The sequence below is a fragment of the Candidatus Brevundimonas phytovorans genome (assembly GCA_029203145.1).
In the GTDB taxonomy this organism is placed as follows: domain Bacteria; phylum Pseudomonadota; class Alphaproteobacteria; order Caulobacterales; family Caulobacteraceae; genus Brevundimonas; species Brevundimonas phytovorans.
The window spans coordinates 228,348-248,469 of record CP119309.1; the positions used below are offsets into that span (position 1 = coordinate 228,348).

Sequence of the window (20,122 nt, forward strand, 5' to 3'; positions counted from 1 at the left end):
ACCGGCGGGACGGAGAAAAGCACCGCCCCAATGGCTATCGCGAATGGCGAGAGGGTCACCTACTCTTGGAGCGGGAACTATATGTCCGGCTTTCTGTCCATCTTCTACACGCAGAACGGGCAGACGAAACTGGCGTCGTCGGATACGGTCATCGACAATCGGACCGAAAACGGCAGCGGTTCATTCGTGTTCAATTCCGTCCAACCTGATGATAAATTTGTCGTTAGTCTGGCTAGGCGTGCTCAAACGGGTGGCTTGGCGTCGTTCGGCGACGGCGTCGTCAACATCACGCTGACCTGCCATGTAGACGGCCCGCCGACCGTGTCGATCAGCGACGTCACCCAAGAGGAAGGCGATGATGGCGTTACCAACTTCAGGTTCACCGTCAGTCTGTCGCACCCCAGCCAGCAACTCGTCGGTGTCAACTTCAGCACGGCCGACGGCTCGGCGACCGTGCAGAGCGGCGACTATGAGTCGATCTTAGGCTTCCTGACCTTCGGCTCTGGGGAGACGCAGAAAACAGTGACTGTCCCCGTCCGCGGCGACACCAAGCTCGAAGCCGACGAAACCTTCTTCGTCAATCTAGACACCCCCATCAACGCCCTCATGGGGGACGACCAGGGCGTCGGGACCATCCGCAATGACGACAAGCCTGTCGTGACGGCGATCACGCCGAACAAGGGCTTAGCCGCAGGCGGCACAGGGGTTTACATTCTCGGGAGCAATTTTTCGGGCGTGACGGCGGTTAGCTTCGGCGGGGCGCCGGCGGTCAGCTTCACGGTCAACGGCTTGAGCCAGATCACGGCGACGGCGCCGGCGGGCTCGGGAACCGTGGACGTTGTTGTTACGGCGCAGGGCGTGACCAGCGCGACCTCGCCCGCAGATCAGTTCACCTATCTGACGGCGCCGACGGTGACGTCGATCACGCCGAGCAGCGGTCTGGCCGCGGGGGGGGCGAGCGTGGTCATTACCGGAACAGACTTTTCGGACGTGACGGGGGTGAGGTTCGGCGATACGCCGGCGATGAATTTCACCGTCGACAGCGAGACGCAGATCACGGCGATAGCCCCGGCGAGCGCGGGAGGGCCGGTGGACGTGCGCGTCTCGACGACGGGCGGAACCAGCGCGACCTCGGCGGCGGATCAGTTCACCTACCTGGCTGTGCCGACGGTGACGGCGATCTCGCCGAGCAGCGGTCCGACCGCGGGGGGGACCAGCGTGATCATTACCGGGACCAATTTCTCGGGCGCGACGGGGGTGAGATTCGGGGAGGTGTCGACCACCGGCTTTGCGATCTTCAGCGAGACCATGATTGTTGCGATGTCGCCGGGGGGGATTGGCGCGGTGGACGTGCGCGTGACCACGGCGGGCGGCACCAGCGCGACCTCGGCGGCGGATCCGTTCACCTATGTCGGTGCGCCGACGGTGACGTCGGTCTCGCCGACGGCAGGGCCGTCCACGGGCGGGACGAGCGTGATCATCACCGGGACGAGCTTCTCCGGCGCGACGGCGGTGACCTTTGGGGCGACTGCGGCGACGGGCTTCACGGTCAATAGCGCGACCCAGATCACGGCGACGGCTCCGGCTGGCACGGGTACGGTGGATATTCGCGTGACCACGGCTGGCGGGACCAGCGCGATCTCGGCGGCGGACCAGTTCACCTATCTGGCGGCGCCGACGGTGACATCGATCACGCCGACCAGCGGCCCGTCCACGGGCGGCACGACGGTGACGATCACCGGGACGAACTTCTCGGGGGTGACGGCGGTGACCTTCGGGGGGATGGCGGCGACGGGCTTCACGGTCAACAGCACGACCCAGATCACGGCGACGGCTCCGGCCGGTACTGGGACGGTGGACATTCGCGTGACCACGGCGGGCGGCACCAGCGCGACTTCGGCGGCGGATCCGTTCACCTATGTCGGTGCGCCGATGGCGGCGAATGCCAGCCTGGTAGCCGGCTACAACGCGACGGGCGTGATCAACCTGAAGGGGTCTATCATCGGCTCCTATACCGACATCGCCGTGGCGACGGCCCCAACACATGGCTCGACCACGGTGTCGGGCGATCTCGTCACCTATACGCCGGCGTCCGGTTACGTCGGCTCGGATAGTTTCACCTATACGGCGACAGGTCCCGGCGGGACTTCGGCCCCGGCGACAGTGTCCATTACGGTGACGCCGGGTGCGCCGACCGTTGGGGGAACTGCGGCTGCGGTGGCGTACAACACCCCGACGGCGATTGACCTGAGCGCTTCGATCACGGGCGTTTACACCAGCCTGGTGGTGGCGACCCCGCCTTCGCACGGCGCGACCAGCGTCGCAGGCGACGTGGTGACCTATACGCCCGCAACGGGCTATTTCGGTCAGGACGACTTCACCGTCACAGCGACCGGTCCCGGCGGGACGTCGGCCCCGGCGACGGTGTCGCTGACGGTGGCGACGCCGGATGCCCCGACCGTTGCGGGAACTGCGGCTGCAGTGGCGTACAACACCCCGACGGCGATTGACCTGAGCGCTTCGATCACGGGCGTTTACACCAGCCTGGCGGTGGCGACCCCGCCTTCGCACGGCGCGACCAGCGTCGCAGGCGACGTGGTGACCTATACGCCCGCAACGGGCTATTTCGGTCAGGACGACTTCACCGTCACCGCGACAGGTCCCGGCGGGACGTCGGCCCCGGCGACGGTGTCGCTGACGGTGGCGACGCCGGCGGCGCCGATCATTGATCAACCGACCCAGCCCGTTGTGGTCCCGCCGTCGAACGGCGCCTCGGGCGCGACCTCGGTCACCCTTGCCGCCGGAAGCCAGGGAATTATCGACGGCTATCGCATCACGGCCGCAAGCCTGTTCGGCACGGCGGAAGTCGTCGAGGACGCTTCGGCGGTGAGCGCGAAATCGACCGGCTCAGTCAGTCCGAAGGCGGCGCCGACCTATCGCCTGGTCTATACGCCCGCAGCCAACTTCATGGGCGAGGACACTGTCACCGTGGTGGCCTATGGGCCGGGGGGCGACTCCGCCCCCGTGACCTTCACCTTCCAGGTGGCGGGCAAGGCGCCGGATCTGTCGGGCGCAGTGCTCGCGGGCGCTTCGGTGACGTTCAACCCGACCACGGGTCTGGTCGGCGGGCCGTTCCAGGCCCTTCGCGTCACCAGTCCGCCGGCCTTCGGCGCCGCGACGGTGAACGGGCTGAGCCTGGTCTTCACGCCCGGCCCCGACGGCGGGACGACGACGTTCGACTATGTCGTCGATCTGCCGTTCGGCTCTTCGGCGGCGGGCCGGGTGTCCTTGACCTCCAACGCCCTGCCCGTCGCGGAAGCTCTGGTCGCCCAGACCCTCCAAGGCGTGCCGGTGACGGTGCGGATCAGCGATGCCGAAGGCGGGCCCTTTACCGGCGCGGCCGTGGTCTCGATGGCCCCCGTGTCGGCGGGCGCCGCGACCATCGCCAAGGTCGGCCAGGACTATGACCTGACCTTCGTCTCGACCGGCGACTTCTCGGGCGAAGCGGTGGTGACCTACAGCCTGAGTAACGCATCCGGCACGACCAACAGCACCCTGACCGTCACGGTCGAGGCGCGCCCGGATCCGTCGCTGGATCCCGAGGTGAGGGGGGTGGCGACCAGCCAGGTCACCGCCGCCCGTCGCTTCGCTGATGCTCAGATCAACAACTTCCAGCAGCGTCTGCGCGATCTGCACGACGGGACCAATGGCTCGTCCAACGGTCTGCGCCTGAACCTGGGGCTGGACGGCGCCGAGGCGGATCGCGATCCGCAGCAGGCCCTGCGCCGTCAACTGGGTCGGGACCGCAGCCTCGACCCCGGCGCTCTGGGCGGTGATCGCGACCGCGAGATGCTGGGGCTGGACCTCTGGGCCGGTCGAACCGAGACCGCCGCCCCGGCGGCGGCAGGCGATGACCGTCTGAACGCGGCTTCGGCTCAGTCGGCGGCCGGCTCTGGCGCCGGCGCCGAGGTCGGCCTGTGGACCTCCGGGTCCGTCGACTGGGGCCGTCAGGATGCGACGGGTCAGCGCGATAGCCGCTTCACCACGCAGGGCGCGACTGTGGGCCTGGACCTCAAGGTCTCGGATCAACTGATTGTCGGCGGCGGCGTCGGCTATGGTGAAGACAAGACCCGCATCGGGGACCAGGGCTCGCTCACCCAGGGCAAGGCCTTCACCGGCGCTCTCTACGCCAGCTGGCGTCCTGCCGACGTCTTCTATGTCGACGGCTTGCTCGGCTATGCCGACCTGGACTTCACCTCGCGTCGATGGGTCGAGGGCCTGGCAGGGCAGGCCGACGGCTATGCTGAGGGCGATCGCTCCGGCGAGGTGCGCTTCGTCTCGGCCGCCTTCGGTCGTGTGCTGCGAGGCGAGCGTGTGACCAGCGACTTCTATGCTCGCCTGGATGCACGCGACATCACGCTGAAGGGTTTCACCGAGACCAGCGGCGGCCTGTCCGCCCTCGACTGGGATGAGATCGGGCAACAGAGCCTGTCGGCCAATCTGGGCGCTTCCTGGCGCTGGACCTTGGACAGCCGCCGCTATGGCCGGTTTGTTCCTGCTGCGCGGGTGGAATGGTCGCACGAGCTGGAGGACATCGGGGTTCAGGGCGTACGCTACGCCGACTGGGCCACGAGCCCGACCTATCTGGTCCCGCTGAACGCCTGGTCGCGCAATGCGATCAACCTGAACCTGGGCGCGGAGTGGTCGCTGAGCGACCGCCTCATGCTCAGCCTCGGCTATCGCGGCGCGCTCGGTGACGCCAGCACCAGCCACGGCGCCGAGATCGGGATGAAGTACGGCTGGTGATCCCCATGGGGCCGCGGCGACGTCGCGGCCCCCAACGGCCCTTGAGGCCGACGTCTCAGGTTCGAGGGCGCCGCCAGCATCATGCTGGCCTCGACGGCGCCTGGGCTCAGGTTCAGTGGCCTGGGCTCAGAACGACGGCGACACCGTGATGCGTGTCGATGTGACCGATCGCCTGAACCTCAGCACCAACCGAACCAGAGCGCCACAGACGGCGAGCGCCCGATACGCTGTCCCGCCGAAGACGGGCGTGGCTGTGCGCTACGTCGGCGACCCGGCGCGCGGTCGGACGACGCCGACCAGCGCCGCCTGGCGACTGATCACAAAGTGATGGAAAAGAATGGTGGACGCGACAGGGATTGAACCTGTGACCCCTACGATGTCAACGTAGTGCTCTCCCGCTGAGCTACGCGTCCGCCTGTTCTGCGGCCCGTCCGACTGATGTGTCGGTGGGCGGGAAGGCGGCGTCTATAACCCGCAGTTCGCGGGGGCCGCAAGAGGCTTGTGTCTTCTTTTTTCGTATTTTTTCGTTAGGCGGCGATCATGCGTTCGACCTCGTTCACCAGGTCGCGCAGGTGGACGGGTTTGGACAGGACCTTGGCCTGGGGCGTGGCCTGGGCCGCCGACAGGGCCACGGCGGCGAAACCGGTGATGAACATGATGCGGATGCCCGGCTGGCGCACCGCAGCGACGCGGGCGACCTCGATCCCGTCAGCGCCGGGCATGACGATGTCGGTCAGCAGCAGATCGTAGGGCCCCTGATCCAGAGCGTCGATGGCGTCGTCGCCGTTTTCGCAGTCCACCACAGCGTGACCGGCGCGCTCCAGCGCCCGAGTCAGGAAACCTCGAAGCGAGCCGTCGTCTTCGGCCAGCAGAATACGCGCCATAGGGAAATCAGATCCGTGGAATACCAAAGGCCAGCCTAGGCCTGCATCTGTAAATTCGCCGTGAAAATCACCCTGGGGGCGAGTGCGTAGAGGGCGCGGTCCGGGATAAATCAGTCTATGGCCAAGCCATGAACCCAGCGCCGACCGACGCGACCTTCAGCCTGACGCCCGCGCAGACCGGGCGGGCCACCCCGCTGGTCTTCGCCTCGCCCCATTCGGGCGCCCTCTATCCCGAGGACATGGGGGCGGCCGAGGGCTTGTCGGAGGCGTCGTTGCGCAGCGCCGAGGATGCGGCGGTGGACCGGCTGCTGGCCTCCGGTGCGGCGGCGGGGGCGGTGCTGATCGCCGGGTGCGTCGGGCGGGCCTATGTCGATCTGAACCGCGCGCCGGACGAACTGGACCCGGACCTGATCCTCGACGTCCCCGAGGCGCCGCCGCCGGGCCTGAAGACCCTGGCGGGATACGGCGTCGTGCCGCGTCTGGCCGGGGACGGGACGCCGCTCTACGCCCGCCGCCTGACGCTGGCGGAGGCGAGGGGGCGGATTGCGCGGGTCCATGCCCCCTATCATGCGGCTCTGGCTGAGCAGATGCAGGCGGCGCGCCAGGCTCATGGGCGGGCCGCTCTGGTCGACTGGCATTCCATGCCTGCGCGCGCCACGGGGCTGAACGGGCCTGACGTGGTGCTGGGCGATCGTCACGGGACCAGTTGCGCCACGGGTCTGACGCGGCGTCTGCGGGTCTTGTTTGAGGCTCTGGGTTGGCGTGTGGCGCTGAACCGGCCCTATGCGGGGGGTTACGCCACCCAGGTCTGGGGGCGACCTGACGAGGGCTTTCAGGCGATTCAGATCGAACTGAACCGGCGGCTTTACTGGGACGAGGCGGCGAACCGCCCCTCGGTCGGCTGGGGGCGCTGTCAGTCGGGGCTGAACCGGGTGATTGCGGCGCTGGGCGACGACTTCACGGCCTGACGGCGAAGGGCAAAAAAAAGCCGCGCCCGGAGGCGCGGCATATAAAGTCTATAGGGAGGAAACGCCCAGGAAGGGCATGACGCCCGGAGGCGTCGAAAGCCAAGTTAGGTTGCAGCGCACAATATTTCAAGCGAAGAAGCCACAGACGCAATCACAGGCTGTTACGAACTTCGCCAGGGGCGTGAACGTCGAGTCTTTCAGCCGCGTTCCAGCAGCCGCCGCGCCGCCCGCACCGCCCGCGCCGCCGGCGATCCCGCCTGACGCCAGACCAGAAGCCCGAAGGCCGAAATCACCCCCAGGGCGAGCCACAGCGGCCCGAACAGCCAGGCCGCCGCCGCCAGGGCGAAGTAGTAGCCTCGCACCCCCTGGCTGAAACCGCCCAGGGCCGGGTTCAGCACTCGCGCTACGGCGTGACCATAGGCGACCTTGTCGGTTTCGGAATGGATCTCGGGCGCGGCCCCGATCAGGGCCAGGGCGTAGTTCATCTGACGCAGCGACCAGATGAAGTCGAGCAGGCCGCGCGCCAGACAGACCAGGACCAGGGCCAGCTTGGCCTCCAGGATCTTCACCGGCACCGCCTCGGCGCCTACGGCGGCGAAACCGCGCAGGGCGTTCTCGCCGCCGAACAGGATACCGGCGACCGCCGCGATCAGCAGCAGGTTGGTCGAGGCGAAGAAGGAGGCCGAGTTGATCGAGTGCCCCATCAACTGACTGTCGATCAACCGCATCTCGCGATGGGTCATGGCCGTCATCCAGCTGTCGCGGACCACCAGCATGTCGTCGTTCAGCGAGCCGCTGCGCCGGGCGATCAGTCCCAGGATCGGGCCATAGCCGAGCCAGGCGATGAAGAAGAGGGCGAGGGCGATCCAGTCGAACAGGCTCATGCCCTGTTGATGCCTTCAGTCGGGCCTATGGAGCAAGGGCGAACGCCGCAGAAAGCCCGCCCTGAAGCTTGCTGTTCGGCGACGCAAAGCTTATCACGCGCCCCAATCTCCCCGTTCGCACCTGCAACAAGAGCGTAACATGAACATCGAAGCCATTCCGGTCGGCCCGAATGCGCCATGGGACATCAACGTCATCATCGAGATCCCGCAAGGCGGCCTGCCGGTGAAGTACGAGATGGACAAGGAATCCGGCGCCCTGTTCGTCGACCGCTTCCTGCACACCGCCATGTACTATCCGGGCAACTACGGCTTCGTGCCGCACACCCTGTCGGACGACGGCGACCCCTGCGACGTCATCGTGCTGAACCCGACCCCGGTGGTGCCGGGCTGCGTCATCCGTTCGCGCCCCATCGGCGTGCTGAAGATGGTCGACGAAGCCGGCGGCGACGAGAAGATCCTGGCCGTGCCGGTCGACAAGCTGAACCCCTACTACACCGAGGTTTCCAGCTATCGTCAGCTGCCCGCCATCCTGATCGAGCAGATCGAGCACTTCTTCACCCGCTACAAGGACCTGGAGAAGGGCAAGTCGGTCACGGTCAAAGGTTGGGGCGACGCCGGCGAAGCCGCCGAGCTGATCGCCGCCGGCATGGCCGCCCACCAGGCCAAGCTGGCCAAGGCCGCCGCCGAAGCCGCCTGATCCGCTTTCGGTTCTGAATAAAGAAGGCCCCGCTGGTTCGACCGGCGGGGCCTTTTTTGTTGGGGCGCTATCGCGCGCGACGCGGTCGCGCGCTGCTTGAGCGCAGTTTCTCCCTCCCACTTGGGGGAGGGTGGCTGACGCGAAGCGTCAGACGGGTGGGGGCGGCCAGGCAAATCAAGCGCTGCGTCCGTGCGTCCGGATCGCCGCGCCCTCCCCACCCGGTCGCTGCGCGACCACCCTCCCCGAACGGGGAGGGAGAAGCGGCTCTACTTGTTTCGGAAGGCCGCAATCGCCTCGACCGTCTGGCGCACCTTGGCCTCGATCCCGGCCCAGTCCTTCGCCTGAATGGCCGCGTCGGTGATCAGCTTGGAGCCCATGCCCGCCGCCACGATGCCCGATCCGAACCATTTGGCGATGGAGGCCTCGTCCGGGTCCACCCCGCCGGTCGGCATGATCTTGGTCCAGGGCATGGGACCCAGCACCGCCTTGACGAAGTCCGGTCCGCCGACCGCGGCGCCGGGGAACAGCTTGACGATCTCGCAGCCGAGGCTTTGCGCTTCCGAAATGTCGCGCACCGAGCCGCAGCCCGGCGAATAGGCGACCTGACGGCGGTTGCAGACCTGGGCCACCTCGGGAATCAGGCAGGGGCTGATGACGAAGCGCGCGCCGGAGGCCAGATAGAGGGCCGCCGTCGGGGCGTCCAGAATCGAGCCGACACCCATGATGATGTCGGGGTCGGTCCGGGCGAACTGCTTCGACAGGGCGGTGAAGGTTTCCCAGGCGAAGTCGCCGCGGTTGGTGAATTCGATGGCCTTGGCCCCGCCGCGGGCGCAGGCCCGGATCACCTCGGCGCAGACCTCCGGGTCGGCGTGATAGAAGACCGGGACCACGCCCTGACTTTCGAGGGCGGTCAGGACGCTGAGGCGGTCATGTCGCATGATGGTCTCCTTGGGTAGGCCCGCAGATCGGCGGGTCACGGCCTCCCCGTCAAGGGAAGGCCGATCAATCCCGGTAAGCGGCGCCTATTCGGCGGTCGCCAGAGTGACCAGCCGCTTGACCATGCGGCTGTCCTTGTCGGCCAGCGGGTCCAGCATGGTGAAGTGGTCCAGCCCGTCCAGCACCTCGACATGGGTGTCGGCGCCCTTGCCGCCCCACTCGGCAGCCATGCTGCGGCTCTGGCGGATGAACTCGTTGCTTTCCGCCCCGCCGACCCAGCAGTCCAGCGTTCGCCCGCCCGGCGCCCCGCCGTTGGGCGCGGGCCAGTGGATCGGCGACAGAGCGCGCGCCGTCATGGCGTCCAGCCCCAGAGCCTCGTTCAAAGAGGTGTGGATCAGGGGCTCGATGTCGAACACGCCCGAGATGGCCAGCGCCGCCCGCGCCCGGCCTTCGGACAGCATACAGGCCGCCATGTGCCCGCCGGCCGAATGACCAAAGATCAGAGGCCGCTTGCCGGTGCGGTCGCGCACCAGCTCGGTCGCCCGGCGCATCTGGCTGATGATGGCGCCCACCTTGACCGTCGGGGCCAGGTCGTAGCCGGGAATGACCACGCTGATTCCATGCTCCAGCAGGGCGGGCGCGACCCAGGCGAACCAGGCCCGGTCCAGCGCCTGCCAGTAGCCGCCGTGGATGAAGATGGCGGTCGGCGCGCCCGATCCGGCGTCGAACCACTCCATCTTCTGGCGCTCGCCGGGGCCGTATTCGACGGTCTCGGGCCGGCGGGCGTCGATGACGCGGGCCGAATCCTCTCGCCATCGTTTCAGGATCGCCGGGTGTCCCGGCACGCGTTCGCGATTGTTGTAGGCCGCCTCAAAGTCGACTGGAGGGGCCGTCAGTGTCGCCGGAGCCTTACCCATGCCGTTTCCATCCGCTATGCACCTCCGCTTGAACGGGAGGTTCCGACCATGATGACCGCCATTTTCGTCTTCATCAAATGCGAGTTGGGCTACGCCAACGACGTCGCCGCCGATCTGGTCGACAACGTTGAAAACGTGTCGGAAGTTTACTCGACCTCGGGTCAGCACGACCTGCTGGCCAAGTTTCAGCTGCCGAAAGACGCCGACATCGGGACCTTTGTGACCAAGCAGGTGCAGACGCGTCCGCACATCCGCGACACCTTCACCGTCATCACCTTCTCGCCCTTCCTGCCGTCGAAGAAGTAGGGCGGGCGAGCCTCAGGCCGGGGGGCTGCCCGTCGGCTTGCGCCGCGCTGGGCGGTGATCCCTGGCGGCGTCTTCGCGGTCAGCGGCTTCGTCCTCGGCCCCCACCTTCTGCTCGACGGCGGCCGAGAAGCGCTGATAGACGCCCAGGCCCACCAGCACGACCACGGCCGCGACCAGCAGGGCGGTGGGATAGATCAGCTGGCTCACATCCTCGCGCGCCGTCTTGAACACCACGACCAGGGCTTCCAGGAAGACGGCGATGACGATGGTGGACAGGAACTTGGTCAGGCTGCGCCGGGCCTCGGCGGCGCTGCGCTTCTCCTTGTCACGCTGGACCTCTTCCTCGAACAGGTATTTGGCCACGTCGAAGACGGCGATGGCGACGATGACATAGCCCAGCACGTCCAGCAGGGCGTCCACGCCTGAATGGTCGGGGCTGACCACGGCCCGCAGGGCGTCTCCGACGCCCAGAAAGACCAGGCCGAGCGCCAGAAGCAGCAGCAACAGACTGGCGCCGCCGAAGACGATGCGGGTCAACAGGGTCATGGAACGGGCTCCCTCAGGTCTGAAGCAACGCTCGAACAGCCAAGGTGTTTCCGCACCCAGGAGACCGTAGCCAATCGCAACGGATTGCTGTTAGCCTCGCTTCAGGGAAACGCAGCAAGGGCACGCAGATGACCGATCTGGAGACGTTCCGCGCCGAGACGCGCGCCTGGCTGGAAGCCAACTGTCCGCCTGAAGTGCGCGGCCCGCGCGACGGCGACGAGGACTATGTCTGGGGCGGCCGCAACGCCGTCTTCAAGACCCCGGCCCACAAGCTGTGGATGGAGCGGATGGCGGCGCGCGGCTGGACTGCGCCGGAATGGCCCAGCGCCTACGGCGGCGGCGGCCTGTCCCGTGAAGAGGCCAAGGTGCTGGCGTCGGAGATGCGCCGCATCAAGGCGCAGATGCCTCTGGCCAGCTTCGGCATCTGGATGCTGGGCCCGGCCCTGCTGGCGTTTGGCACCGAGGAGCAGAAGCAGCGCTTCCTGCCGCCCATCGTGCGCGGCGAGATTCGCTGGTGTCAGGGCTATTCCGAGCCGGGTTCAGGCTCCGATCTGGCCTCGATCCAGACGCGGGCGGAGGATCGCGGCGACCACTGGATCGTCAACGGCCAGAAGGTCTGGACCTCCTACGCCGATCAGGCCGACTGGATCTTCTGTCTGGTCCGCACCGACCCCGAGGCGCCCAAGCACCTGGGCATCAGCTTCGTCCTGTTCGACATGGCGACGCCCGGCGTCAGCACCCGTCCCATCACGCTCATCAGCGGCAAGTCGCCCTTCTGCGAGACCTTCTTCGACGACGTGCGGGTCGAGAAGGAAAACCTGATCGGGACCCTGAACCGCGGCTGGGACGTGGCCAAGGCCCTGCTGGCGCACGAGCGGACCATGATCGGCGCCATGGGCGATGTCGGCGTCGGCCGCCCCCTGGGCCAGGTGGCGACCGATGCGCTCGGGGTGGACGAGGCCGGTCGGCTGGACGAGCCGCTCTTGCGCGCCCGCATCGCCGACTACGACATCGACGCCGCCGCCTTCCGTCTGGCCATGGAGCGGGTGGGGGATCAGGTGAAGGCCAAGCAGGCCCATCCGGCCATCGCCTCCATGCTGAAATACTACGGCTCCGAACTGAACAAGCGCCGCCACGAATTGGCCATGGCGGCGGGCGGTTCGGACGCGCTGGAATGGGAGGGCGAGCGCTCGAAGGAGGGCCAAGCCGCCCGCGACTGGCTGCGCACCAAGGCCAACTCCATCGAGGGCGGCACCAGCGAAATTCAGCTGAACATCATCGCCAAACACCTGCTGCAACTGCCGGGAGCCTGAGCCCATGCCCCTGATCCTGACCGAAGAGCAGACCATGCTTCAGGACGCCGCCGACGGCTTCCTGAACGAAAACGCCCCCATCGCCCACCTGCGCCAACTGCGCGACAGCCGCGACGCCGACGGCGTCTCGCGCGATCTGTGGCGGGCCTTTGGCGAGATGGGCTTCGCTGGCGTCGTCATCCCCGAGGCGGACGGCGGTTCGGACCTCGGCGCCGTCGAGGCGGGCGTCATCGCCGAAAGCCTGGGCCGCACCCTGACGCCCTCGCCCTTCATGGGCTCGTCGGTGCTGGCCGCGGCCGTGCTGAAGGCGGCGGGCTCGGAGACGCAGAAGGCCTGGCTGCCCCGTATCGCAGCGGGCGAGGCCATCCTCAGCCTCGCCGTCGATGAGGGCCCCAAGCACGCCCCGTCGAAGATCGCCACGCGCGCCGAACGCGCCGGAAACGGCTTCAAACTGAACGGCGCCAAGGGCTTCGTGCTGGACGGCCATGTCGCCGACACCCTGATCGTTGCGGCGCAGACTGACGAGGGCCTGACCCTCTTCCTGATCGACCCGCAGACCCCCGGCGTCGCGGTCGAGCGCACCATCATGGTCGACGCTCACAACGCCGCGCGCGTCACCCTGACCGAGGTGATGGTGGACGCCGACGCCGTGATCGGCGCGGTGGGCGAGGGGCAGGGGCCGCTGGACGCCGCGCTTGTGCTGGGCCGGGCCTGCGCCGCCGCCTCTCTGGTCGGGGCCGGGGATCAGGCCTTCAAGGTCACGCTGGAATACCTGCGCACCCGTAAGCAGTTCGGCAAACTGATCGGCGAGTTCCAGGCCCTGCAACACCGCGCCGCTCACCTCTTCACCGAACTGGAGCTGGCCAGGGCCGCGACCCTGGCCGCGCTTCAGGCCATCGACGCGGGCCGTCCCGACGCCGAGCAAGCGGCGGGCGTCGCCAAGGCCAAGGCCGGCCGCGTCGCCGAACTGGCGGTGCAGGAGGCGGTGCAGATGCACGGCGGCGTCGGCATGACCGACGAGTTCGACGTCGGCCTGTTCATGAAGCGCGTCCGCGTCCTCAACGAACTGCTCGGCGACGCCGGCTTCCACGCCGAACGCCTGGCGCGCAGTCAGGGCTTCTAACTTCCTTCTCCCCTTGAGGGAGAAGGTGGCCTGCGGAGCAGGTCGGATGAGGGGTGTCAGCGCCGAGGCTCGTCATGGAAAAGCCGCCCGACCGCAACCACGCCTTCGCCCGCCGATCACGCGTCTCGCTGCGCGAGCCACCTTCTCCCTCAAGGGGAGAAGGATGACGACGGGCGCTTGCCCGGCTAAACCTTCCGCAAGGGAGACACCACATGACGCGATCCAACGCGCCCGCCTATCAGACCGGCTTCGCCAACCACTTCGCCACCGAGGCCGTCGAGGGCGCCTTGCCGGTCGGGCGCAACTCGCCGCAGCGTCCGGCCCTGGGCCTCTATGCCGAGCAGCTGTCGGGCGCGGCCTTCACCGCGCCGCGCGATCACAATCTGCGCAGCTGGCTCTATCGCCTGCGGCCCTCGGCCCAGCATGGTCCCTATGCGCCGTTCGAGCAGGGCCGGGTGCGCTCCGGCCCCTTCACCGAGACCCCGCCCAATCCCAACCGGATGCGTTGGGACCCGCTGCCCATGCCGGAGGCGCCGACCGACTGGGTCGAGGGGCTGACCACCTATGGCGGCAACGGCGACGCCGATTCCGGCGCGGGCGTGGGCGTCCACCTCTATATCGCCAACCGCTCGATGACGGACCGGGTCTTCTACTCCGCCGACGGCGAACTGTTGATCGTGCCGCAGCAGGGGGCGCAGCGCTTCGTCACCGAGATGGGCGTGATCGAGGCTCAGCCCGGCCATGTGGTCGTCATCCCGCGCGGCGTGCGCTTCCGCGTTGAGGTCGACGGAGAAGTGCGCGGCTATGTCTGCGAGAACTACGGCAGCCCCTTCCGCCTGCCGGATCTCGGCCCCATCGGCTCGAACGGCCTGGCCAATCCGCGCGACTTCGAGACCCCGGTCGCCTGGTTCGAGGACGTGGATCGCCCGACTGAGTGCGTCCAGAAATACGGCGGCCTGCTGTGGGCCACGACCTTTGGCCACAGCCCGCTGGACGTCGTCGGCTGGCATGGCAACTACGCCCCCTATCGCTATGACACGGCGCGGTTCAACACCATCGGCACGGTCAGCTTCGACCACCCCGACCCGTCGATCTTCACCGTCCTGACCTCGCCCAGCGACACGCCCGGCACGGCCAACTGCGACTTCGTCATCTTCCCGCCGCGCTGGATGGTGGCCGAGGACACCTTCCGCCCGCCGTGGTTCCATCGCAACGTCATGAGCGAGTTCATGGGGCTGATCTTCGGCGAGTACGACGCCAAGGCGGGCGGCTTCGCCCCCGGCGGCGCCTCCTTGCACAACCGCATGAGCGGCCACGGACCGGATCAGGCCAGCTGGAACGGCGCGACCAAGGCCGAGCTGAAACCGCACAAGATCGAGAACACCCTGGCCTTCATGTTCGAGACCCGGATGCCGATCCGCACCACGGTCTGGGCCGAACAGACGCCGCTGATGCAGCTCGACTACGACGACTGCTGGACCGGCTTCGAAAAAGGAAATGTCGGATGAAGCTGAAAGCCCTTCTCTTCGCCGCCGGTCTGGCGCTGGCCGCCTGCTCGCCGACGCCCGCGCCAGCGCCCGAGCCCGTGGTCCCAACCTCCGAGGCCCCCGAACCGCCGCAGATGACCATCTCCTCCAGCGCCTGCACCGCGCGCGGCGGCACGATGCAGCAGGTCGGTCGGATGCAATCCTGGCAGTGCGTGGTCAAGTACGCCGACGCGGGCAAGCGCTGCACCGACGCCTCGCAATGCCAGGGGCAGTGCGAAATCCCCGGCAACAGCGGAATCGCGCCCGGCACGGCGACGGCGGGCGTCTGTCAGGCCGACAGCAACCGTTTTGGCTGCCGCACCACGGTCAAGGACGGCAAGGCCGAGGCTACCCTCTGCATCGATTGAGGCGGGTCATCCGCCCCGGGGTCGGCAACGTATCTGAGTCATGACCCTGCCTGACATCGCCCTGCTTCTGTTCGTCAATCTGGTCCTGATCCTGGCGGTCATGACGGGGTTGTGGCGGCTGGCGGTGCGCCTTCAGGACGTCAGCTTCATCGACGGGGTCTGGCCGCTGGGCATGCTGATGCTGGCCCTGGCGACATGGCCGCGCACGGACGGCGACCCCACGCGGTCGGCCCTGCTGGTGGGGCTGTGCGCGGTCTGGGCCCTGCGGCTGGCCTGGCACCTGCTGCGGCGCTGGCGCGCCCACGGAGCTGATGGGCGCTACGTCGCCATCGTCGAAGCGCAGGAAAGGAACAAGGGCTGGAGTTTCTCGCGCACGGCCCTGCTCATGGTCTTCCTGCCCCAGGGCCTCCTGGCCTGGCTGACCTGTCTGCCCGTACAACTGGGGCAGGTCGCGGCCCAGCCCGCTGTGGGCTGGATCGGCTGGATCGGCGCGGGGCTGGCGGTCATCGGCATTGTGTTCGAGACCGTGGGCGACGCCCAACTGACGGCCTTCCGCAATGATCCGGCCCGCAAGGGGCAGGTGCTGGATACCGGCCTGTGGCGCTATACACGCCACCCCAACTATTTCGGCGACGCCTGCGTCTGGTGGGGTCTCTATCTGATCGCGGCCGAGACGGGGCCGGGCCTTTGGGCCATCGCGGGCCCGCTGTTCCTGACCTTCACCCTGACGCGCTGGTCCGGCATCGGCATCACCGAAAAGGCCATTCATCGCTCGCGGCCCGGCTACGCCGACTATGTCAAACGCACCAGCGCCTTCATTCCCTGGCCGCCGAAACGCGTCTGAGACCGGCGTGAAAAAGCCCCCGCTGCTGGCGCGGCGGGGGCCTGGGTCTTCGTGTCAGACTTAGTTCGCCGGGGGCGTGGTGCTCGGCGAGGTGTTCGGCGTGTTGGCGGTGGTCATGCCGCCGTCGGCATTGCCGGCCTGTTGTTCGATGCGGTCGGCTTCGGCGTTCAGCGCCTGTTCCTGGGCTTCGTTCGGCGTTGCGGCGGCCTGGGCTTCCAGGGCGTCAGCCTGCTTTTCCGCGGCCTTGTCGGCGGCGCTTTCACCGCAGGCGGCCAGACCGGCGACGGCGACGATGGACGCGGCGGCGAGAACGAGTTTACGCATGGTGTTCCTCCAAGTGATTGAACCGACCCAACGCCTCGCGCTCGCGTTCGGTTCACGACGCCGTGATGTTTTCTCGGTTCGCGTCCTGGAAGGCCACCCGCGCGGCGCCCAGCAGGGCGGCGTGCCTGTGCAGGATCACCTTGGTCGGGATGGCCTGCATATAGGGCTGGAACCGGCCCTTGCGCTCGAACCGCTCGCGGAAGGGGCTGGCCTTGAGGAAGGGCAGGATGCGCGGGGCGATGCCGCCGGCGATATAGATGCCGCCGCGTGCGCCCATGGTCAGGGCCACGTCCCCCGCCACGGCGCCCAGGATGGCGCAGAACCGGGCGAGCGTCGCGCCGCAAGGCGTGTTGGGGTCCTTCAAGGCCGTCTCGGTGATCTCGGCCGGGTCGTCGATGTGGCTCTCGCGCCCGTCGATCTCTGCCAGGGCCCGGTGCATGTTCAAAAGGCCCGGTCCGCAGATCAGGCGCTCGATCGACACCCGGTCATAGCGACGGCGCAGGATGCGCAGGATTTCGTCCTCGATGGGGTCGCCCGGGGCGAAACAGGCGTGCCCGCCCTCGGACGGCAGGGCGATCTCGCGGCCCTGGGCGTCGCGCGCCAGGGCCGAGACGCCGAAGCCTGTGCCGGGGCCGAGCACCGCGATGGCGGCGTCGTGCTGACCCGTGAGCGGTCCGCCCAGCGACGCCAGCTGGTCCTCCGGCACGATGGGCGCGCCCCAGGCCAGGGCCTCGAAGTCGTTGATCAGCTTGACCGGGTTCAGCCCCAGGGTCTGCAACTCGGCCTCCGACACCGCCCAAGGCGAGTTGGTCAGGTCGATGGCGCCCTCCGTCACCGGCCCGGCCACGGCCAGAACTCCGCCGCTCGGCTTGATCGCGCAGCCGTCGAGGTAGGCCTTCACACCGCCGAGGAAGGTCGGGTGTTCCGAGGCGGGGAAGCCCTGATGGTGGTCCAGCACCACCTGGCCGTCGATTATCCGGGCCAGTGCGAAGCGGGCGTTGGTGCCGCCGACATCGCCGACGAGAAGGGTGAGATCGGTCATCAGGCGTCCACCGTCCGGTCCACGAAGTTGGGATTGGGCGGCGTATCCGTGTGGCCGTCCATGCCGGGCGGCACGGGGAAGCAGACGCTGGCGCCCTGCTCGGCGGTCGTCACCACTTGGCGGAAGGCGCCGAACAGTTCGCGGCCATAGCCCCAGGACGAGCCCTCGGCGTTGGCGGTCGAGCGGACGGCGCGGGGGCGTGCGGTCAGGTCGCCGACGCTGACTGTCGTCAGCACCCCGGCCTCGGGGTCCAGGCGGATGATGTCGCCGTCCTGAACATGGGCCAGCGGACCGCCGGCCAGCGCCTCGGGCGAGACGTGGATGGCGGCGGGGGTCTTGCCGCTGGCGCCCGACATGCGGCCGTCGGTGACGAAGGCGACCTTGAAGCCCTTGTCCTGCAGCACCCCCAGCGCGGGCGACAGGGAGTGCAGCTCCGGCATCCCATTGGCGCGCGGTCCCTGGAAGCGCAGGACCACCACCACATCGCGATCCAACTGTCCGGCCTTGAAGGCGGCCAGCGCATCTTCCTGCGTCTCGAACACGGCGGCGGGGGCCTCGACGATGCGGTTCTCGGGCTTGACCGCCGAGATCTTGATCACCGCCCGGCCCAGGTCGCCCTGCACCAGCCGCAGTCCGCCCTCGCGGTCGAAGGGATCGGAGGCAGGGCGCAGGATGTCGCGGTCGAGGCTTTCGACGACCCCGTCGCGCCAGACCAGTTCGCCGTCCACCAGCGACGGTTCCTGGAAATAGGCCTCGATGCCCTGACCCATGACGGTCATGACGTCCGAGTGGATATTGCCCGCCTGCGCCAGTTCGCGTGTCACGAAGGCCACGCCGCCCGCCGCCTGGAAGGCGTTCACGTCGGCCGAGCCGTTGGGATAGACCCGCGCCAGCAGCGGCGTCACCGACGACAGCTGATCCATGTCGGTCCAGTCGATCAGCACCCCGGCGGCGCGCGCCATGGCCACCAGATGGATGGCGTGGTTGGTCGAGCCGCCGGTGGCCAGCAGGGCCACGATCATATTGACGATGGTCTTTTCCGACACGATGTCGGCCATGCGGCCCTGGCCCGAGCGCGCCAGTTCCACCGCCCGCTTGGCGGCGGCCGCCGTCAGGGCGTCGCGCAGGCCGGTGTCGGGATGGACGAAGGCGGTCGAGGGCATGTGCAGGCCCGCGATCTCCATCATCATCTGGTTGGAGTTGGCCGTGCCGTAGAAGGTGCAGGTGCCGGGCGAGTGGTAGCTGCCGATCTCGCTGGCCAGCAGGGTGGTGCGGTCCACCTGGTTCTGAGCATACAGCGCCCGGACGCGGGCCTTCTCGGCGTTGGGAATGCCCGACGGCATCGGCCCGGCGGGCGCAAAGACGACCGGCAAGTGCCCGAACGCCAGCGCCCCCATGAAGAGGCCCGGCACGATCTTGTCGCAGACGCCCAGCATCATGGCGGCGTCGAAGGCGTCGTGGGTCAGGGCCACGCCCGTCGCCATGGCGATGGCGTCGCGGCTGAACAGCGACAGCTCCATGCCGGGGCGCCCTTGCGTGACGCCGTCGCACATGGCCGGGGTTCCGCCCGCCACCTGGGCCGTGGCGCCGACCTCGCGCACCGCCTGACGGATCACGGCGGGAAAGCGCTCGAACGGCTGATGCGCCGACAGCATGTCGTTGTAGGCGGTGACGACGCCGACATTGGGCTGGGATCCGTCCATGGCCGTCAGCTTGTCGGCGATGGTCTGGCCGGCGAAGGCGTGCGCCCAGTTGGCGCAGGACAGCTTGGCGCGCCCGGCGCCGCTGTCGCGGGCGGCGTCCATGCGGCGCAGGTAGTCGGCGCGGGTGGCCTTGCTGCGTTCGATGATGCGGGCGGTGACCTCCGCCACGACCGGATTGAGAGCCATCAGACGGCCTCCGTCCAAAGCACTTCGAGAGGAACCTTCGCCGCGATCATCGCCGCGATGGGATGGATGCGAGGATCGCCCGCCGCCTCGCGCTCGAACACCGCGCGCTTCTTCGCCCCGGTCAGAGCCAGCACCACGCGCCGCGCGCCGATCAGATAGGGCAGGTTGATCGACAGACGTTCCTGCGGCGGGGCCATGCCGTCGCGGCCCGGCGGCACGCCATAGACGGCGGGCTTCAGACCCGGCGTCAGCAGGGTCTTCAGCGTCGGGCTGTCGGGGAAGATGGAGCACACATGCCCGTCCTCGCCCATCCCAAGCAGGACGGCGTCCAGGCGTCCGCCCTCGGTAGCCAGCGCCTTCGACGCCTCGGCGGCGGCGCGATCAACCGTCACCGAGGGCGCATACAGCGGCAGGAAACGCGCGGCGGACGCGGGGCCGGTCAGCAGGGTCCGCTTCATCAGGGCGGCGTTCGAGTCCGCTGACGTCTCGGGCACATAGCGCTCGTCCACCAGGGTGACGACGATCCGCGACCAGTCCAGCTCGATGCGCGCCAGATCGGCGTAGATGGGCGAGGGGGTTGACCCGCCCGCCCCGGCGAAGACCGCGCGGCCCTTGTCGAGCACCGCCGCGCCCAGGGTCTCGCCTAAACGCGCGGCGCAGGCTTCGGCCCAGGCGGCGGCGTCGGAGAAGGTTTCGATCGGGGGATGGGTCATGACATGCCTCCCCTTCTCCCCTCGGGGGAGAAGGTG

The 20,122-nt window shown here is 68.2% G+C and carries 19 protein-coding genes and 1 tRNA gene; 10 read left to right on the top strand and 10 right to left on the bottom strand.

Going from position 1 to position 20,122, the window contains the following annotated elements:
• The first annotated feature begins 255 nt into the window (after window positions 1-255).
• A complete protein-coding gene (locus P0Y52_01115) occupies window positions 256-4,806 on the top strand; it encodes an IPT/TIG domain-containing protein (protein WEK58165.1) in 4,551 nt (1,516 codons plus the stop codon).
• A 115-nt stretch (window positions 4,807-4,921) separates the two neighbouring features.
• Window positions 4,922-5,134: a hypothetical protein gene (locus tag P0Y52_01120; protein WEK58166.1), complete on the top strand. Its 213-nt coding sequence runs from the start codon at window positions 4,922-4,924 to the stop codon at window positions 5,132-5,134.
• Window positions 5,135-5,144: 10 nt separating this feature from the next.
• Here P0Y52_01120 and P0Y52_01125 read toward each other — a convergent pair.
• Together P0Y52_01125 and P0Y52_01130 are read right to left on the bottom strand one after the other, a co-directional pair.
• Window positions 5,145-5,219 (bottom strand) — tRNA-Val (locus tag P0Y52_01125).
• A 114-nt stretch (window positions 5,220-5,333) separates the two neighbouring features.
• Window positions 5,334-5,690, bottom strand: coding sequence for a response regulator (locus P0Y52_01130; GenBank protein ID WEK58167.1), 357 nt, complete (start codon window positions 5,688-5,690; stop codon window positions 5,334-5,336).
• Between the two features lie 128 nt (window positions 5,691-5,818).
• Between P0Y52_01130 and P0Y52_01135 the strand changes: the two genes are divergently transcribed.
• Window positions 5,819-6,658, top strand: coding sequence for an N-formylglutamate amidohydrolase (locus P0Y52_01135; GenBank protein ID WEK58168.1), 840 nt, complete (start codon window positions 5,819-5,821; stop codon window positions 6,656-6,658).
• Window positions 6,659-6,855: 197 nt separating this feature from the next.
• Here the strand turns inward: P0Y52_01135 and P0Y52_01140 are convergent, their stop codons facing one another.
• Window positions 6,856-7,542: a DUF599 family protein gene (locus P0Y52_01140; GenBank protein WEK58169.1), complete on the bottom strand. Its 687-nt coding sequence runs from the start codon at window positions 7,540-7,542 to the stop codon at window positions 6,856-6,858.
• Between the two features lie 139 nt (window positions 7,543-7,681).
• Between P0Y52_01140 and ppa the strand changes: the two genes are divergently transcribed.
• On the top strand, window positions 7,682-8,239 hold the full coding sequence (gene ppa, locus P0Y52_01145; protein WEK58170.1) for an inorganic diphosphatase: 558 nt from the start codon (window positions 7,682-7,684) through the stop codon (window positions 8,237-8,239).
• A gap of 266 nt (window positions 8,240-8,505) precedes the next feature.
• Here the strand turns inward: ppa and P0Y52_01150 are convergent, their stop codons facing one another.
• Both P0Y52_01150 and P0Y52_01155 read right to left on the bottom strand, forming a co-directional pair.
• Window positions 8,506-9,177: a bifunctional 4-hydroxy-2-oxoglutarate aldolase/2-dehydro-3-deoxy-phosphogluconate aldolase gene (locus P0Y52_01150; GenBank protein WEK58171.1), complete on the bottom strand. Its 672-nt coding sequence runs from the start codon at window positions 9,175-9,177 to the stop codon at window positions 8,506-8,508.
• Between the two features lie 84 nt (window positions 9,178-9,261).
• On the bottom strand, window positions 9,262-10,092 hold the full coding sequence (locus P0Y52_01155; protein ID WEK58172.1) for an alpha/beta hydrolase: 831 nt from the start codon (window positions 10,090-10,092) through the stop codon (window positions 9,262-9,264).
• A gap of 48 nt (window positions 10,093-10,140) precedes the next feature.
• On the opposite strand from P0Y52_01155, the gene P0Y52_01160 reads away from it, so the two are divergent.
• Complete coding sequence (locus P0Y52_01160) at window positions 10,141-10,398, top strand: Lrp/AsnC ligand binding domain-containing protein (GenBank protein WEK58173.1); 258 nt, start codon at window positions 10,141-10,143, stop codon at window positions 10,396-10,398.
• 12 nt (window positions 10,399-10,410) lie between these two features.
• Here the strand turns inward: P0Y52_01160 and P0Y52_01165 are convergent, their stop codons facing one another.
• Window positions 10,411-10,944: a GNAT family acetyltransferase gene (locus tag P0Y52_01165; GenBank protein ID WEK58174.1), complete on the bottom strand. Its 534-nt coding sequence runs from the start codon at window positions 10,942-10,944 to the stop codon at window positions 10,411-10,413.
• Window positions 10,945-11,072: 128 nt separating this feature from the next.
• Between P0Y52_01165 and P0Y52_01170 the strand changes: the two genes are divergently transcribed.
• The 5 genes from P0Y52_01170 to P0Y52_01190 all read left to right on the top strand — a co-directional run bounded on the left by P0Y52_01170 (window position 11,073) and on the right by P0Y52_01190 (window position 16,118).
• Complete coding sequence (locus tag P0Y52_01170; GenBank protein WEK58175.1) at window positions 11,073-12,257, top strand: acyl-CoA dehydrogenase family protein; 1,185 nt, start codon at window positions 11,073-11,075, stop codon at window positions 12,255-12,257.
• 4 nt (window positions 12,258-12,261) lie between these two features.
• Window positions 12,262-13,380, top strand: coding sequence for an acyl-CoA dehydrogenase (locus P0Y52_01175; protein ID WEK58176.1), 1,119 nt, complete (start codon window positions 12,262-12,264; stop codon window positions 13,378-13,380).
• Between the two features lie 212 nt (window positions 13,381-13,592).
• On the top strand, window positions 13,593-14,888 hold the full coding sequence (gene hmgA, locus P0Y52_01180; protein WEK58177.1) for a homogentisate 1,2-dioxygenase: 1,296 nt from the start codon (window positions 13,593-13,595) through the stop codon (window positions 14,886-14,888).
• Window positions 14,885-15,274, top strand: a complete 390-nt coding sequence (locus tag P0Y52_01185) for a hypothetical protein (GenBank protein ID WEK58178.1) — start codon at window positions 14,885-14,887, stop codon at window positions 15,272-15,274. The genes hmgA and P0Y52_01185 overlap by 4 nt, the downstream gene beginning before the upstream one ends.
• Before the next feature lie 40 nt (window positions 15,275-15,314).
• On the top strand, window positions 15,315-16,118 hold the full coding sequence (locus tag P0Y52_01190; GenBank protein WEK58179.1) for a DUF1295 domain-containing protein: 804 nt from the start codon (window positions 15,315-15,317) through the stop codon (window positions 16,116-16,118).
• A 60-nt stretch (window positions 16,119-16,178) separates the two neighbouring features.
• Here P0Y52_01190 and P0Y52_01195 read toward each other — a convergent pair whose 3' ends face one another.
• Genes P0Y52_01195 through pgl form a run of 4 tightly spaced genes read right to left on the bottom strand, consistent with a single transcriptional unit; the run spans window position 16,179 to window position 20,086 of the window.
• Window positions 16,179-16,442: a hypothetical protein gene (locus tag P0Y52_01195; GenBank protein WEK58180.1), complete on the bottom strand. Its 264-nt coding sequence runs from the start codon at window positions 16,440-16,442 to the stop codon at window positions 16,179-16,181.
• Window positions 16,443-16,494: 52 nt separating this feature from the next.
• On the bottom strand, window positions 16,495-17,484 hold the full coding sequence (gene glk, locus P0Y52_01200; protein ID WEK58181.1) for a glucokinase: 990 nt from the start codon (window positions 17,482-17,484) through the stop codon (window positions 16,495-16,497).
• Entirely contained in the window at window positions 17,484-19,373 is a 1,890-nt protein-coding gene (gene edd, locus P0Y52_01205; GenBank protein ID WEK58182.1) for a phosphogluconate dehydratase, read from the bottom strand. The genes glk and edd overlap by 1 nt, the downstream gene beginning before the upstream one ends.
• Window positions 19,373-20,086, bottom strand: coding sequence for a 6-phosphogluconolactonase (gene pgl / locus P0Y52_01210; protein WEK58183.1), 714 nt, complete (start codon window positions 20,084-20,086; stop codon window positions 19,373-19,375). Before pgl ends, edd begins: the two co-directional genes overlap by 1 nt.
• Between the last annotated feature and the right edge of the window lie 36 nt (window positions 20,087-20,122).